This is a genomic window from Bradyrhizobium sp. 22 (genome assembly GCF_000482425.1).
GTDB classification, from domain to species: domain Bacteria; phylum Pseudomonadota; class Alphaproteobacteria; order Rhizobiales; family Xanthobacteraceae; genus Bradyrhizobium; species Bradyrhizobium japonicum_B.
Window position 1 is genome coordinate 2,276,088 of the sequence record NZ_KI519399.1, and the last position, 14,157, is coordinate 2,290,244.

The 14,157-nt window shown below is 63.1% G+C and carries 12 protein-coding genes and 1 pseudogene; 7 read left to right on the forward strand and 6 right to left on the reverse strand.

Features of this window, described 5'->3' with window-relative positions; all coding sequences use genetic code 11:
• The first annotated feature begins 128 nt into the window (after positions 1-128).
• Positions 129-449, forward strand: coding sequence for a hypothetical protein (locus tag K410_RS0112085; protein WP_155253360.1), 321 nt, complete (start codon positions 129-131; stop codon positions 447-449).
• Positions 450-468: 19 nt separating this feature from the next.
• Here the strand turns inward: K410_RS0112085 and K410_RS0112090 are convergent, their stop codons facing one another.
• The 5 genes from K410_RS0112090 to K410_RS0112110 all read right to left on the reverse strand — a co-directional run bounded on the left by K410_RS0112090 (position 469) and on the right by K410_RS0112110 (position 4,473).
• Entirely contained in the window at positions 469-2,196 is a 1,728-nt protein-coding gene (locus tag K410_RS0112090) for a SulP family inorganic anion transporter (RefSeq protein ID WP_028135093.1), read from the reverse strand.
• 329 nt (positions 2,197-2,525) lie between these two features.
• A complete protein-coding gene (locus K410_RS0112095) occupies positions 2,526-2,801 on the reverse strand; it encodes a hypothetical protein (protein WP_028135094.1) in 276 nt (91 codons plus the stop codon).
• 14 nt (positions 2,802-2,815) lie between these two features.
• Positions 2,816-3,247 (reverse strand): pyridoxamine 5'-phosphate oxidase family protein, encoded by a 432-nt coding sequence (locus K410_RS0112100; RefSeq protein ID WP_028135095.1) that lies wholly within the window; start codon positions 3,245-3,247, stop codon positions 2,816-2,818.
• Positions 3,248-3,367: 120 nt separating this feature from the next.
• On the reverse strand, positions 3,368-3,544 hold the full coding sequence (locus tag K410_RS40360) for a hypothetical protein (protein WP_018322718.1): 177 nt from the start codon (positions 3,542-3,544) through the stop codon (positions 3,368-3,370).
• 185 nt (positions 3,545-3,729) lie between these two features.
• The gene (locus K410_RS0112110) at positions 3,730-4,473 is read right to left on the reverse strand and encodes an SDR family NAD(P)-dependent oxidoreductase (RefSeq protein WP_028135096.1); all 744 of its coding nucleotides are present in this window, start codon (positions 4,471-4,473) and stop codon (positions 3,730-3,732) included.
• Positions 4,474-4,621: 148 nt separating this feature from the next.
• Here K410_RS0112110 and K410_RS0112115 point away from each other — a divergent pair, with 148 nt between their 5' ends.
• From K410_RS0112115 to K410_RS0112130, 5 genes and pseudogenes are all read left to right on the forward strand, one after another.
• The gene (locus tag K410_RS0112115) at positions 4,622-5,392 is read left to right on the forward strand and encodes a methyltransferase domain-containing protein (RefSeq protein WP_028135097.1); all 771 of its coding nucleotides are present in this window, start codon (positions 4,622-4,624) and stop codon (positions 5,390-5,392) included.
• 193 nt (positions 5,393-5,585) lie between these two features.
• The gene (locus tag K410_RS0112120) at positions 5,586-6,587 is read left to right on the forward strand and encodes a DctP family TRAP transporter solute-binding subunit (protein ID WP_028135098.1); all 1,002 of its coding nucleotides are present in this window, start codon (positions 5,586-5,588) and stop codon (positions 6,585-6,587) included.
• 155 nt (positions 6,588-6,742) lie between these two features.
• Positions 6,743-7,222, forward strand: a pseudogene (locus tag K410_RS41415) (TRAP transporter small permease); the annotation flags it as partial.
• Positions 7,223-7,438: 216 nt separating this feature from the next.
• Positions 7,439-8,719, forward strand: coding sequence for a TRAP transporter large permease (locus tag K410_RS41420; protein ID WP_245269464.1), 1,281 nt, complete (start codon positions 7,439-7,441; stop codon positions 8,717-8,719).
• 178 nt (positions 8,720-8,897) lie between these two features.
• Positions 8,898-10,826: an alkyl/aryl-sulfatase gene (locus K410_RS0112130; RefSeq protein ID WP_028135100.1), complete on the forward strand. Its 1,929-nt coding sequence runs from the start codon at positions 8,898-8,900 to the stop codon at positions 10,824-10,826.
• A 178-nt stretch (positions 10,827-11,004) separates the two neighbouring features.
• On the opposite strand, the gene K410_RS0112135 is transcribed toward K410_RS0112130, so the two are convergent.
• Positions 11,005-12,075, reverse strand: coding sequence for a glycosyltransferase family 4 protein (locus K410_RS0112135; protein WP_028135101.1), 1,071 nt, complete (start codon positions 12,073-12,075; stop codon positions 11,005-11,007).
• A gap of 274 nt (positions 12,076-12,349) precedes the next feature.
• Between K410_RS0112135 and K410_RS0112140 the strand changes: the two genes are divergently transcribed.
• Entirely contained in the window at positions 12,350-14,113 is a 1,764-nt protein-coding gene (locus K410_RS0112140) for an ABC transporter ATP-binding protein (protein WP_028135102.1), read from the forward strand.
• Positions 14,114-14,157 lie beyond the last annotated feature (44 nt).

Below are 14,157 nucleotides of genomic sequence, written 5' to 3' on the forward strand. Positions count from 1 at the left end.
TACTACGGTGGGACCGCCTTCCACAGCCATCCGCTTGCATGCTGTCTATGCGCGAAAAGGTGCGGCGGCGGTGCCCCGGGGCTCAAGACAAAAATCGAAAAACAACCCCATGCACAGTAGAATGCCCCTTGAAAGATAAGGGATTTTCGAAACGCCGCGTCGGCGGTTGCGATCACGTTGACGCATCGGCCAAACCCCTGCGGATGCAAACCGCGGACGCATACGGTGAAGCCCGCAGCGCGCATCTGTCGGCCGACGTCGAGCCGGATCAACACTCCCGCAGCAGGCTCGCGGAGCTTTCCTGGAGGGCATCGATGGAAGGGGCCGCCGACATGCAGATCCTGCTCAGGGAAATCCGGAATACTCCTTTGCTGTGCGGCAACTCATCTGCCGGCGAGGCTGATTCGTTCTCGCGGGTAGGCCCAGTCACTGCAGGTGCGAGCCGGTAACATTCGTTGCTCTGCCCTTCTACGGGCCAACCTTGACCTGGTCCTCCCAGTCCTCCCACGCGACGTTATTGATCTCCAGATAGCTCGAAACGGCTGAGCCGATGGTCGGAAAGAACTGGGCTTCGCCAAGCTGAGCATACAAGCCAAAACGCTTCAGCTTGTCCTTCACGGGATCCTTGAGCTCGGCAAAGCAGAGTTCAATGCCCCTGGCCTTGAGCGCCTCGTCCAGTTCGGCAACAGTATCGCAGGCAGTAACGTCCACGCTCGTGACCGGTTCGGCGGCGACGACCAGCCAGCGCACAGGCGTTGGCGATGTCTCGATCGCGGCCAGAATTCGCTCCTTGAAGAACTCGGCGTTGGCGAAGAACAGCGGCGCATCCCATCGGAACAGCACCAGTCCGGGGATCAAACGGGCATCGGGATATCTCGTGATGTCGTGATAGCCCTTGACGCCGTACGCGCGCCCGAGAATGGCGGAGTGCGGACGCCAGCCGTCCCACAGGAATTCCGCGATCGCCACCGCAACGGCGAGGCCGATTCCCGGAATTGGGCCGAACACGGCGACGCCCACGAAGCACAGCACGGTCAACCAGAACTCCCACCGCTGGATCCGGTAGATCCGCTTGAGATCGTTGATCTCGATCAGGCCGATCGCGGCTGCGATCACCACTGCCGCCAATGCGGCGTTCGGCAGGTGCTGCAACAAATTGGGCGCAAGCAGTAGAAGGAACGCGATCGCGAGTGCGCCGACGACATTCGCCAGCTGGGTGCGCGCGCCGGCGGTTTCGGCGACCGGCGTACGCGACGAGCTGCTGCTTATCGGAAAACCCTGAAAGAAGCCGGTCGCCAGGTTGGCTGCGCCAAGACCCACCATTTCCTGGTTGGGATCGACCTTGTCACCCAAACGCGCAGCATAGGTTCGCGACAACACGCTGGTGTCGGCGAACGAGACCAGGGCGATGGCGAATCCGCCGGCCAGCACGGGGACCAGATCGCTGTATCCGATCCTGGGAATCGCGAAAGCCGGCAGACCTTGCGGAAGTGGCCCCAGGACCTTCACACCATGACCGGTTGCCAGATCAAGCAGTGCCACGGCAAGGGTCGCTGCGACGACGGCAATCAGGACTCCCGGAAGTCGTTTGCTGCCCTTGAGCAGCAGGATGACGATCAGCGTGCCAAGCCCGACGGCGAATGCGGCCCAATTCATCTTGCCTTCGTGGATCCCGGTGGCGATCGCCCAAAGATCTTTCAGCGGGCCCTCGCTCTCGATCGAGAAGCCGAGCAGCTTTGGCAGCTGGCTGATCAAGACGGTCAGCGCGATGCCGTTCATGTAGCCATAACGTATCGGCTTGGACAGAAGCTCGGTCACAAATCCCAATCGCGCGATGCCCGCCACAATGAGCACCGTTCCTGAAACGAGCGCCATCATCGCGGCAAGCATTGCCGCGCGCACCGGATCACCGCCAGACAAGGGGGCAATCACGCCGAGGATGACGGCAGCCAGCGCCGAGTCGGGGCCAAGCACGACGATCCGACTCGGACCGAACATCGCGTAGACAAGAAGAGGGACGATGGTGGCGTAGAGCCCGTGGATGCCCGGCAGGCCGGACGCCGCGGCATAAGCGATTCCGACCGGAACGAGCATGGCCGCCAGCACGAGACCTGCGAACACATCCTGCCGAAGCCAATCAGCTTCGTAGTGGCGAAGCGTATGGATTCCGGGGGCCCAACGTGTCCAATCGTTCACGGAGTTCACTCCAATGGCCGGCCGCCCTGCGGGCTATGGCCCATACCGGCGGCAGGCTGGTGTCGGCTCGCCGATCGCGCGCAAAGATCTGGCAGCGTCTCGAACGTTCCCTTGACGCAAATCAGCGTTGTCGACGCCTCGACGCTGCTGCGGCGTAGCAACGTTCAGGACGTGGAGCAAGAACCTGCATTTCCGTAATTGATACCGTCGCTCCCCATCCCCGGGGGCAGATCGCATTTGGCGCGCTGCGCGAACTGAGCGCGTCTCGAAGCAGGGCCGCAAGCTTGCAGCGGTAGGGCCGTCGTCTCACCCGTCGATTGTCTCCCGGTTCACGGCAGAAGCGTCATGAACTCATAGATGACGACGGCGGCGCCAAGACAGCGCCGCCAGGGATTCACGCCGCGAACGATCTCGTCGATGCCCCAGATGACGAGTCCGCCTTTCAACACGATCGTCAAGCCGACGCTGGCTTTGCCTGCGGAAGGCCAGATCCAAAGCAGAACACCCGCAACGATCACGGTCCACAGAAGGAGATTGGGCCACTGCGCGACGGTGATGGCACCGGTCTCGCGGTTCTGGAAGAACCACTGAAGGAATCGCCGCACGATGAACTCGCCGATCAGAGCTCGATCTCACCCTCGTCTCGCCCCTTCCAATAAGCAATGCGGCTCGCCTTGACCTTGATCAGGACGATGCCCGGCGTATCGATGCCGTTGTCGAACCATTTGTCGAGATCGCTGGTCCAGTGTTGTTGGAAGGCCGCCTTGTCGCGGATCAGCTCGGCGGTCCCTTCGACGGCGACGTAGATGCCCTTCGAGAACAGGCCCGCTTCCGACGAAAATCCCAGCGCCACTTTCGGGTTTCGCTGGATGTCCGCTACGGTACGAGTCCGCTCATAGGCAAAGTAGTAAGACGTGCCGTCGTAGGCGACATCGCCGTTGTTGCTCATGGGACGATTGGCGATTTCGCCGTTCTCGGTATGGGTCGACAGGATGGCGATGTCGATTCCGGCCATTTCCTTCGCGATCTCGGCGAGCGGTGTCTTGGGCATGGACTTTCCTCCAGTGAGGCCGGAGCAACGGCGCGATGCGCTGCATGTTCCGCGCGCTGGCATTGCCCAAACAAAAACCGCCCCCGGTTTCGACCGGAGGCGGTTTTGAACTGGATCGGCTCAGTGTCCAGTGCCGGGCTTGGTGGTCTTCGGCGGCTTGCCGTCTTCCATGCGGCCCTCGTTGCGAAGATCGCGTCCCTCCTGAGCCTTGCGCTGGCTCTCGGGGTCCTTGCCGTGCTCGTTCATCTCTTCCTTAATGTAACCGGCACCTTCCTTGATCTTGCCTTCAACGCTCATGATGGTCTCCTTCTATATAGGAGACAACGCGGTTGCGGACTGACCGTTCCGGCATCACCAGGCAGTGATGTTGCGCGGAACCAGCGCGTAGGATGGGTGGAGCACTTGCGAAACCCATCATGCTGCGGCCTGGCTTGGATCGATGGGTTCGCTGCGTTCTACCCATCCTACGGGATCGGTCTTGTCTAAAACTGATACCGCCGCAATCCGCCGTCCACCGGGATCACCGTGCCCGTGATGTAACGCGCCACCGGCGAGGCCAGGAACACTGCGAGCGCCGCCAGATCCTCCGGCTCGCCCCAATAGCCGACCGGAATTTCCTCTTCCGCAAAGCGCTCGCGATAATCGGGTGCGTAGTTGCGGCGGATCTGCTCGCTCATGATGCGGCCGGGCGGGATGCAATTGATGGTGATGCCGTGCTCGCCGATCTCGCGCGACAGGCCCTTGGCCCAGGCGTGCACCGCGGCCTTGGCGGCGAAGGCGGCGTTGAGGCCTTCGGGCTCGGACTTGCCGGTGATGTTGACGATGCGGCCCCATTTGCGTTCGATCATCTGCGGCAGCAGCGCATGCGCGATGCGGCGGTAGCTGGTGAAATTCAGCGCGATCGCCTCGTCCCATTTGCTGTCGGGCGCATCGACCGGCAGCGGCCGGCTGCCGCCGGCATTGTTGACGAGGATGTCGACATGACCGAGCGCCTTCAACGCGAAGGCCGTGATCCGCTCCGCCGCGTCCTTGGCCATGACGTCCTGCTCGAACGGCGTGATCAGCCCGCCTCCGACTTCCTTCACGAGCTCTGCGAGCAAGTCGCCGCGCCGCGCCACGCCGACGACGCGCACGCCTTCGGCCGCGAGGCCCTTGGCAATGGCGCGTCCGATGCCGATGCTCGCGCCGGTGACAACAGCGGTTTTCGATTTGAGCCCGAGGTCCATGGTTACACGCTCTCTTGATTGTCTTCTTGCTTGTTGCTGATCGCTTCCTGTCCCATCCCGCCGGCCTTGCGAATTGCCTGAGCGGGACGAGCAGTGGTAACCAAGAGCGGCGTTGAAGGAAACACGAAAAAGAAAAAGGCGTTGAGCGATGGTCTGGGATCCGCAGCAATATCTGAAATTCTCCGGCCATCGGCTCCGGCCCGCCGTCGACCTCTTGATGCGGATTCCGGATTTTGGCCCGCGCGAGATTGTCGATCTCGGCGCGGGCGCCGGCAACGTCACCAAACTGATTAGGGAGCGCTGGCCGGAGGCGAGCGTGACTGGCGTCGAAGGTTCGGCCGAGATGGTCGCCGCCGGCCGCATGGCGGCACCGGATGTGGAATGGTCACATGAAGATCTCGGCCATTGGCATCCGGCCAGGCAGTACGATCTGATCTATTCCAATGCCGCACTGCACTGGCTGCCCAATCATGCGGCACTGTTTCCGTCGGTGATGGAGAGGGTGAAGCCTGGCGGCATGCTTGCGGTGCAGATGCCGCGCAACTTCCTGGCGCCGTCGCATGTGTTGATCGGCGAGACCGCGCTCGATGGTCCCTGGCGATCCAAGGTCGAGCATCTCGTCACGCCGCCGCCGGTCGAGGGGCCGGCCTACTACCATGACCTTCTCGCGCCGATGTCGGCCAATATCGACATCTGGGAGACCGAATATCTGCAAGTGCTCGAAGGCGACAACCCGGTCAAGGAATGGACCAAGGGGACCTGGCTGACGCGCTATCTCGACGTGCTCGCGGGGGACGAGAAGATGGCGTTCGAAGCCGCCTATGGCGCGCGCGTTGCGAAAGCCTACCCGAAGAATGCGGCGGGGCAGACCCTGTTCCCGTTCCGCCGTCTCTTCATGGTCGCCCAGCGCAAGGGCTGATGCATTGCCGCAATGCGATATAAGCGCTCGTTCCTACGAACGGGCGCGCGAGCCGGGTTGCGCAGACAGCGTCCGTCAAGATAGCTTGAGTGCGGCAGATTGGGCTTAGGTCTGGTTGTTCGGCTCGCGGATTGCTGCCAATACTGACCGCAAAACAAAAGAACCCGGTTTCGAGGTTGTTGGGGAGGTCTTCATGCGCAAATTGCTTCTCGCTGTCGCGGCGGTCGCATTCGGTCTGGCGCCCGCCTCTGCGCCGGCACAAGCTCCGATCGTCATCAAGTTCAGCCACGTTGTCGCCAACGACACCCCGAAAGGGAAGGGCTCGCTGAAATTCAAGGAGCTGGCCGAGAAATACACCGACGGCAAGGTCAAGGTCGAAGTCTACCCGAACTCCACCCTCTACAAGGACAAGGAGGAAATCGAGGCGCTGCAGCTCGGCTCGGTGCAGATGCTCGCGCCCTCCACCGCGAAATTCGCGCCGCTCGGCGTCAAGGAGTTCGAAGCGCTGGATCTGCCCTGGCTGTTCAAGGACGATGCGGTCTATGCCAACGCGATGAAGGGCACGATCGGCAAATGGCTGTTCCAGAAGCTCGAGGCCAAGGGCATCACCGGTCTCGCCTATTGGGACAACGGCTTCCACATGCTCTCCGCCAACCGCGCCTTGCTGAAGCCGACGGATTTCCAGGGTCTCAAATTCCGCATCTCCGGATCGAAGATCGCCGACCAATATCTCCGCATCATGGGCTCGATCCCTCAGATCATGGCGTTCTCGGAGGTGTACCAGGCCTTGCAGACCGGCGTGGTCGACGGCTGCGAGAACACCGCGTCGAACTACCTGACGCAGAAGTTCTACGAGGTGCAGAAGGACATCACCGTATCCTATCATGCCCATCTGCAATATGCCGTGATCGTCAATTCCAAGTTCTGGTCGGGCCTGCCGCCCGACATCCGCGCCCAGCTCGACAAGGCGATGGCGGAGGCGACCGACTACACCAACTCGATCGCGCGCCAGGAGAACGAGGACGCGCTGGCCGCGATCAAGAAGACGGGCAAGACCAATCTGCACTATCTCACCGACGCCGACCGCAAGGCCTGGCAAGAGGCGATGCAGCCGACGTATAAATGGGCAAAGGGGCGGGTCGGGCAGGAGGTGCTCGATCTCCTTGCCAAGGAACTCGACGTCAAGATGAACTGACGGCCACGGCCCAATAAGAACAACGCCGACGGTCGGGGGTGATCGCACTCCCGGCCGTTTCGCTCTTGAATGGACGAACCGAAGCTGGGGGGACCAAGTTGCTGCGAGTGCTGAATCGTTTTCTCGATCATCTCGAGGAATGGCTGATCGCGACGATGATCGCGGCTGCGACGTCGCTGATCTTCGTCGCCGTGCTGCACCGCTACGGCGCCGGGCTGTCGATCGACATCGCCAAATGGGCGGAAGCCCGTAACCTGGCTTTCCTGGCCGTCCCGATGCGCGCGGTGTTCGCCTGGCTTGCCGCGATCGACCTGTCCTGGGCGCAGGAACTCTGCATCTACATGTTCATCTGGATGGCCAAGTTCGGCGCCGCTTACGGCGTACGGACCGGCATCCATGTCGGCGTCGACGTGCTGGTCAACATTCTCCCCGGTGGGTCGCGCCGGCGCGTGATCACCTTCGGCCTGCTGTGCGGCGCTCTTTTCACCGCCATCATCGGCTATTTCGGCGCCGCCTTCGTCGGCCACATGTGGCACAGCGGCCAGCAGTCCAACGATCTCGAAGCGCCGATGTGGATAGTCTATCTCACCATCCCGGTCGGCTCCGGGCTGATGTGCTTCCGCTTCCTGCAGGTCGCCTGGTCGTTCTACCGCACCGGCGAGCTGCCGCACCACGACGTGGCGGGCGTCGAAGGCGTCGAGGTGGATCCCGTGCATCCGGCCCCGGTCACGCCTACGCAGGTGGTTCGGGACGAGCTCAGCCCGCTCGGCTGGATCTTGATGCTGCTGCCGGTCCTGATCGTCGCCGTGTGTATCGCGCATGCGGCCCACATCATCGCGCTGCCGCAGGGCCTGCGCGTCTTCATCGTGTTCGCGCTGCTGCTGTCCTTGATGCTGACGGGCATGCCGATCTCGATCGCGCTGGGTCTCACCGTGCTCAGCTTCATGTTCACGCTGACCGACGTGCGAACCGAATCGGTGGCGCTGAAGCTGTTCACCGGCATCGAGAATTTCGAGATCATGGCGATCCCGTTCTTCATCCTCGCCGGCAACTTCCTGACCCATGGCGGGGTGGCGCGGCGGATGATCACCTTCGCAACTTCGCTGGTCGGCCATTGGTACGGCGGTCTCGCCCTGTCGGGCGTGGTGGCCTGCGCGCTGTTCGCCGCGATCTCCGGCTCGTCGCCGGCGACCGTGGTGGCGATCGGCTCGGTGATCCTGCCGGCGATGGTCGCGCAAGGCTTCCCGAAGCGGTTCGGCGCCGGTGTGATCACGACCTCGGGTTCGCTCGGCATCCTGATTCCGCCCTCGATCCCGATGGTGCTCTACGCCGTCTCCACCAACAGCTCGGTCGGCAAGCTCTTCATCGCCGGCATCGTGCCGGGATTGGTGCTGGCCTCCCTGCTGGGCGCCACGACGTTCTATCGGGCCTGGCGCAACGATTATCCGCGGATGCCGAAGGCCACCTTCCTCGAGCGTCTCGACGCCTTCCGCAAGTCGATCTGGGGCATCCTGCTGATCGTGATCGTGATCGGCGGCATCTACAGCGGCCTGTTCACGCCGACCGAAGCCGCCGCCGTCAGCGCGGTCTACGCCTTCATCGTCGCGGTGTTCATCTACAAGGATCTGAAGCTGCGCGACGTGCCGCGGGTGCTGCTGTCATCGGCGAACCTCTCGGCGATGCTGCTCTACATCATCACCAACGCCGTGCTGTTCTCGTTCCTGATGACTTACGAGAACGTGCCGCAGGCGCTGGCGCAGTGGATGATCGACCAGGGCCTGGGGTGGATCGGGTTCCTGCTGCTCGTCAACCTGCTGCTGCTGATCGCAGGCAACGTGATGGAGCCGTCCTCCATCATCCTGATCATGGCGCCGATCCTGTTTCCGGTCGCGATCAAGCTCGGCATCGATCCCATTCATTTCGGCATCCTGATGACGGTCAACATGGAGGTGGGCCTGTGCCATCCGCCTGTCGGCCTCAATCTCTACGTCGCCTCAGGCATCGCCAAGATGGGGATCACCGAGCTCACGGTCGCGGTGTGGCCATGGCTGCTCACCATGCTGGGCTTCCTCGTGGTGGTGACGTATTGGCCCGGTCTGTCGCTGTGGCTGCCGAGGCTGCTCGGAATGTAGCGGGAAGGTCACTTCGTAGCCTGGATGAAGCGCGAGCGTAATCCGGGCCTTTCTCCCAGCGCGTCGACTTTCCCGGATTGCGCTTCGCTCCACCCGGGCTACGTATCCTTCCGTTGCCGATGGCAAACGTCCGCCAGATGCGGTTAGATGCCGCGCGACAGGCCGGGAGGACACACGCATGACGGACATCGCGAACGAGCCGAAGGACGCAACGCCCTCCGTCGTCGCGCAGCAAGCGGCGATGCTGAACGCGCTGCCGTTTTCCGACACGCAGGATTTCGACGATGCCGCGCGCGGCTTCCTCGGCAGCATCGAGAACGCGGAGATCACGAGCCCGCAGGGGCGGACGGTCTGGAGTCTTCGGCCATATGGTTTCCTGTCCGCCGAAGAGGCGCCGCCCACGGTCAATCCCAGCCTGTGGCGGCAGTCGCGTCTCAACATGCAGCACGGCCTGTTCGAGGTCGTGCCCGGCGTCTACCAGGTGCGCGGGCTCGACATTGCCAACATGACGCTGATCGAGGGCGACAGCGGCGTCATCGTCGTGGACACCCTGACCTCGATCGAAGGCGCCCGCGCCGCGCTCGATCTCTATTTCAGGCATCGCGGCGTGAAGCCGGTCTCGGCCGTCATCTTCACGCACACCCACACCGACCATTGGGGCGGTGCCCGCGGCGTGGTGGAGGAGGATGCGCTCGCCAGCGGCCGCGTGCCCCTCATCGCGCCGAACCTGTTCATGGAGCACGCCGTCTCCGAGAACATCATTGCGGGACCGGCGATGCTGCGCCGCGCGCAGTACCAGTTCGGGCCGCTGCTCGCCAAGGGGGCGCGGGGACAGGTCGATTGCGGTCTCGGCAAGTCGATGGCGGCGGGATCGGTTGCGCTGTTGCGCCCGACCGACCTGATCATGGCGACCGGCGACACGCGCTTGATCGACGGCGTCGCGTTCGAATTCCAGATGGCGCCGAACAGCGAAGCGCCGGCGGAGATGCACTTCTTCGTCCCGCGCTACAAGCTGCTGAACCTCGCCGAGAACTGCACGCACAATTTCCACAACCTGCTGCCGTTCCGCGGCGCCGACGTGCGTGACGCGCTGGCCTGGTCGAAATATCTGGGCGAGGCTTTGCAGCTCTGGGACGGCAAGGCGGAGGCGATGTGCGGCCAGCATCACTGGCCGGTGTGGGGACGCGAGCGCATCGGCACGATGATCCGGCAGCAGCGCGACCTCTACAAATTCGCGCATGATCAGACCATCCGCCTGATGAATCACGGCCTAACGGCTGCCGAGATCGCCGAGACGATCAAGCTGCCGAAGAGCCTGGAGGGCGCCTGGCACGGCCGCGGCTATTACGGCCACATCCGCCACAACGTGAAGGCGATCTACCAGAAATATCTCGGCTGGTACGACGCCAATCCGGTCAATCTCGATCCGCTGCCCCCGGTCGAGTCCGGCAGGAAGTATGTCGAGTACATGGGCGGGGCGGACGCGATCCTGGCGCGGGCGCGCACCGATTTCGACAAGGGTGAATTCCGCTTCGTCGCGCAAGTGCTCGGCCATCTCGTCTTCGCCGAGCCTGACAATACGGCGGCCCGCGGTCTCTTGGCCGATACGCTGGAGCAGCTCGGTTATGCCGCCGAAAGCGCGACCTGGCGCAACGCCTATCTGTTCGGCGCCCAGGAATTGCGCCAGGGCATGCCGAAGGTGCCGGCCCGCCCGCCGATGCCGCGCGAGACGCTGGCCGCGCTGCGCACCTCTCAGCTCTGGGATGTGCTGGGTATTCGCCTCAACGGTCCGAAGGCGGAAGGCAAGCACATCGTCCTGAACTGGAGCTTTTCCGACACCGGCGAGACCTTCGTGCTCAATCTGGAGAACTGCGCTCTGACCTATGCCGAGGGCGCGCAGGCGGAGAGCGCCGATGCTGGCTTTACGCTGGAGCGATCCACACTCGACGAGGTGATCGCCAAGCTGACGAGCTTTCCGGAGGCGGTTGCGGCCGGCAAGGTCAAGCTATCAGGCAACCCGATGAAACTCGCCGAGCTGATGGGCCTGATGGACGAATTCCCGCGGATGTTCGAGATCGTCGAGCCGAAGCGGGCCGTAGTGGTGTAGGGGATCGTGCTTGCCATATACTCCGTCATTGCGAGCGCAGCGAAGCAATCCAGAATCCCTCCGCGGACAGGATCCTGGATTGCTTCGCTGCGCTCGCAATGACGAGTCGATAGATCTGGGCAAACAATTATGGCCGGGACAAGCCCGGCCATAACGCCTGTGGCGAGATGTGGCCTCGCTACTCCGCGCTGCTCACCAGCTTGATCCGCGGCGCCTTTTCTTCGGCGAGGCTGCGGTAGGCGGCGAGATAGTCCAGCGCCATGCGCCGCGCCGTGAAGCGCGTCTCGAATTGCCTGCGGATCGCGGCGCGGTCGAGTTGCGGAAGACGGTTCACCACGCCCGCCGCGCTGATCTCGTCCTCGACGATGAAGCCGGTCAGCCCCTCGTCGATGATCTCGGGCACCGAGCCGCGGTTGAAGGCGACCACCGGCGTTCCACAGGCCATGGCCTCGATCATCACGAGGCCGAACGGCTCCGGCCAGTCGATCGGCAGCAGCAGCCCGAGCGCGCCGCTGAGAAAATCGGACTTCTCGTGATCGCTGATCTCGCCGATGAACTCCACCAGCGGATTGTTCTCGATCATCGGCCGGATCAACTCGTCGTAATAATCCTGGTCGGCACGATCGACCTTGGCCGCGATCTTCAGCGGAATGCCGCAATGCGTCGCGATCTTGATGGCGCGGTCGACGCCCTTCTCGGGCGCGATGCGGCCGAGCACGGCGAGGTATTCCTGTCGCGTGGATTTCGGCGTCAGCAGGTTCTCCGGAAGACCGTGATGGATCGTCGTCACCCAATTGGCCTGCGGCACCGGCCGCCGCTGCGCGTTGGAGATCGAGATGACGGGCATCTTGGAGAAGGTGTTGAAGACCGGCTGATGCTCCGGCAGGTCGAGCCGACCGTGCAGCGTGGTCAGGAACGGCGTCGGCTGCCGGTGAAACAGCGACCAGGGATAATAATCGAGATGGAAGTGGAGGAAGTCGAATTCCTCGTCGTCACATTTCTGCCGCACCTGCTCCAGCAGCACCATGTGCAGCGCATTGGGATCGCGCACGGAACCGTCGAGGCGGAGCGCCTTCGGCCACAAGGCATCGAGCTTGGCAGAGGTCTGCGAGTCGCCGCTGGCGAAAAGCGTCACGTCGTGTCCAAGGGCCACCAGCTCTTCCGTCAACCAATGCACCACCCGCTCGGTGCCGCCATACAGCTTGGGTGGAACAGCCTCCGTCAACGGAGCTACCTGCGCGATGCGCATCTCACCATCTCCTCTGCGATCATGATTGTCGAAACCCCCGCCAGTACGGCACCGGCTATGCCAGACGGGGGAACGTTCCCGCACCTGCGAAGTTCCTTCTCCCAAACGTTACTTATTCGACACGTCCGGGGAGCGTCGCGATGCTGCCACCACATCTTCGCAGATCGTCCGCATCCGCATGTAGTGATGGCGTCGCCGGGGAACCGAGCGGAAGCGGTCGATGTTCACTCGACCAGTAACGAAACGAACAACAGAACAACGGGGCGACAGCCATATGGATCATCTTTCTGGATACGCGCGCAGGCCATTTGCCTTTGTCTTGCGCTATCTTCGGATGCGAATGGCGTCGCATCTGGTGATCCTCACCGCGGTAGTCGGAGCGGTTGCCTGCTCCGTAGGCACCCAGTACGGCGTCAAATCTCTCGTCGACGCCTTGTCGGCGGGACCATCGCAGGGCGGTGGCGTATGGCTGGCATTCATTCTGCTCATGTCGCTGATCGCCGCCGACAACTTCCTGTGGCGGATCGCAAGCTGGACGGCGAGCTTCACCTTCGTCCGGGTCACGGGCGATTTACGGCGTGACATATTTCGTCATCTGACCGGACACGCACCCAGCTATTTCTCCGACCGGATGCCGGGGATGCTGACGAGCCGGATCACGGCGACCTCGAACGCGGTGTTCACGGTCGAGAACATGTTCGTCTGGAACGTGTTGCCGCCCTGCATCGCCACAATTGCGGCGATCGCGCTGATCGGAACCGTCAGTCCTTATATGGCGCTCGGCCTCATCCTGATCGCCGGCGGCATGGTTGTCACCATGTTTCACCTCGCCGCCGCCGGCAAGCCGCTGCACGACGATTTCGCGGACAAGGCGGCCGCGGTCGACGGAGAGATGATCGACGTCATCAGCAACATGCCGCTGGTACGGGCCTTCTGCGGCATCGGCCACGAGCATGAGCGGTTCGACGCGACGGTGAACCGTGAGCTGACTGCGCGAAGCCGCAGCCTGCGCTATCTGGAAAAGCTGCGGTTGCTGCATGCCGCCGTGACCGTGCTCTTGACGATCGCGTTGATGGCCTGGGCCATCACGCTCTGGCAGAGGGGCCATGCGACCACCGGCGACGTCGTGCTGGTCTGTACGCTAGGCATCTCCATCCTGAGCGCGACGCGCGATCTTGCGGTGGCGCTGGTCGACGTCACCCAGCACGTCGCCCGCCTGACCGAGGCGATCGCCACGTTGCTGGTGCCGCACGAACTGCGCGATCACCCCGAGGCCGAGCCGCTGGTCAAGAGCGGCGCGGCGATCGCGTTCAACAACGTCACCTTCGGCTATCCCGGCGGGGAGAAGATCTTCGAGCGGTTCAGCCTTCGCTTGCAGCCCGGCCAGCGCGTCGGCCTGGTCGGCCAGTCTGGCGGCGGCAAGTCGACGCTGTTCACGCTGCTGCAGCGCTTCTACGACGTCGACGAGGGTAACGTCACCATCGACGGGCAGGACATCTCGAAGGTGACGCAACTGAGCCTGCGCGAGGCGATCTCCGTCGTGCCGCAGGACATTTCATTGTTTCATCGCTCCATTCGCGAGAACATACGCTATGGCCGCCCGAACGCGACCGACGACGAGGTGCTGCGCGCGGCGATCGCGGCGCGCTGCGACTTCATCGACGGCCTCCCCGAAGGTCTCGACACCATGGTCGGCGACCGCGGCGTTAAGATGTCCGGCGGCCAGCGCCAGCGCATCGCGATCGCGCGCGCCTTCCTGAAGGACGCGCCGATCCTGCTGCTGGACGAGGCCACCGCCGCGCTCGACAGCGAATCCGAGGAGGCGATCCGCGAGGCGCTGTCGCGCCTGATGCGCGGTCGCACCGTGATCGCGATTGCGCATCGGCTGGCAACGCTGCGCAATTTCGACCGCGTGGTGGTGCTGAGACATGGTAAGATCATCGAAGACGGATCGCCCGAGCGCCTCATGCAGGGGCACGGACCCTATCGTGAGCTGGTCACGCAGGAAATTAGTAGGCTGGCGCAAGCCGCCGCGTAAGCCAACAGTCGCGTTCTCGAGTCGGTCGCGTTTCAAAACAAGCG

What these genes read in the sequence shown, in the direction of transcription:
- K410_RS0112100 (WP_028135095.1), bottom strand. Translation starts at nt 3,247, where the DNA reads ATGCCCAAGACACCGCTCGCCGAGATCGCGAAGGAAATGGCCGGAATC.
- K410_RS40360 (WP_018322718.1), bottom strand. Translation starts at nt 3,544, where the DNA reads ATGAGCGTTGAAGGCAAGATCAAGGAAGGTGCCGGTTACATTAAGGAA.
- K410_RS0112110 (WP_028135096.1), bottom strand. Translation starts at nt 4,473, where the DNA reads ATGGACCTCGGGCTCAAATCGAAAACCGCTGTTGTCACCGGCGCGAGC.
- K410_RS0112115 (WP_028135097.1), top strand. Translation starts at nt 4,622, where the DNA reads ATGGTCTGGGATCCGCAGCAATATCTGAAATTCTCCGGCCATCGGCTC.
- K410_RS0112120 (WP_028135098.1), top strand. Translation starts at nt 5,586, where the DNA reads ATGCGCAAATTGCTTCTCGCTGTCGCGGCGGTCGCATTCGGTCTGGCG.
- K410_RS0112130 (WP_028135100.1), top strand. Translation starts at nt 8,898, where the DNA reads ATGACGGACATCGCGAACGAGCCGAAGGACGCAACGCCCTCCGTCGTC.
- K410_RS0112135 (WP_028135101.1), bottom strand. Translation starts at nt 12,075, where the DNA reads ATGCGCATCGCGCAGGTAGCTCCGTTGACGGAGGCTGTTCCACCCAAG.
- K410_RS0112140 (WP_028135102.1), top strand. Translation starts at nt 12,350, where the DNA reads ATGGATCATCTTTCTGGATACGCGCGCAGGCCATTTGCCTTTGTCTTG.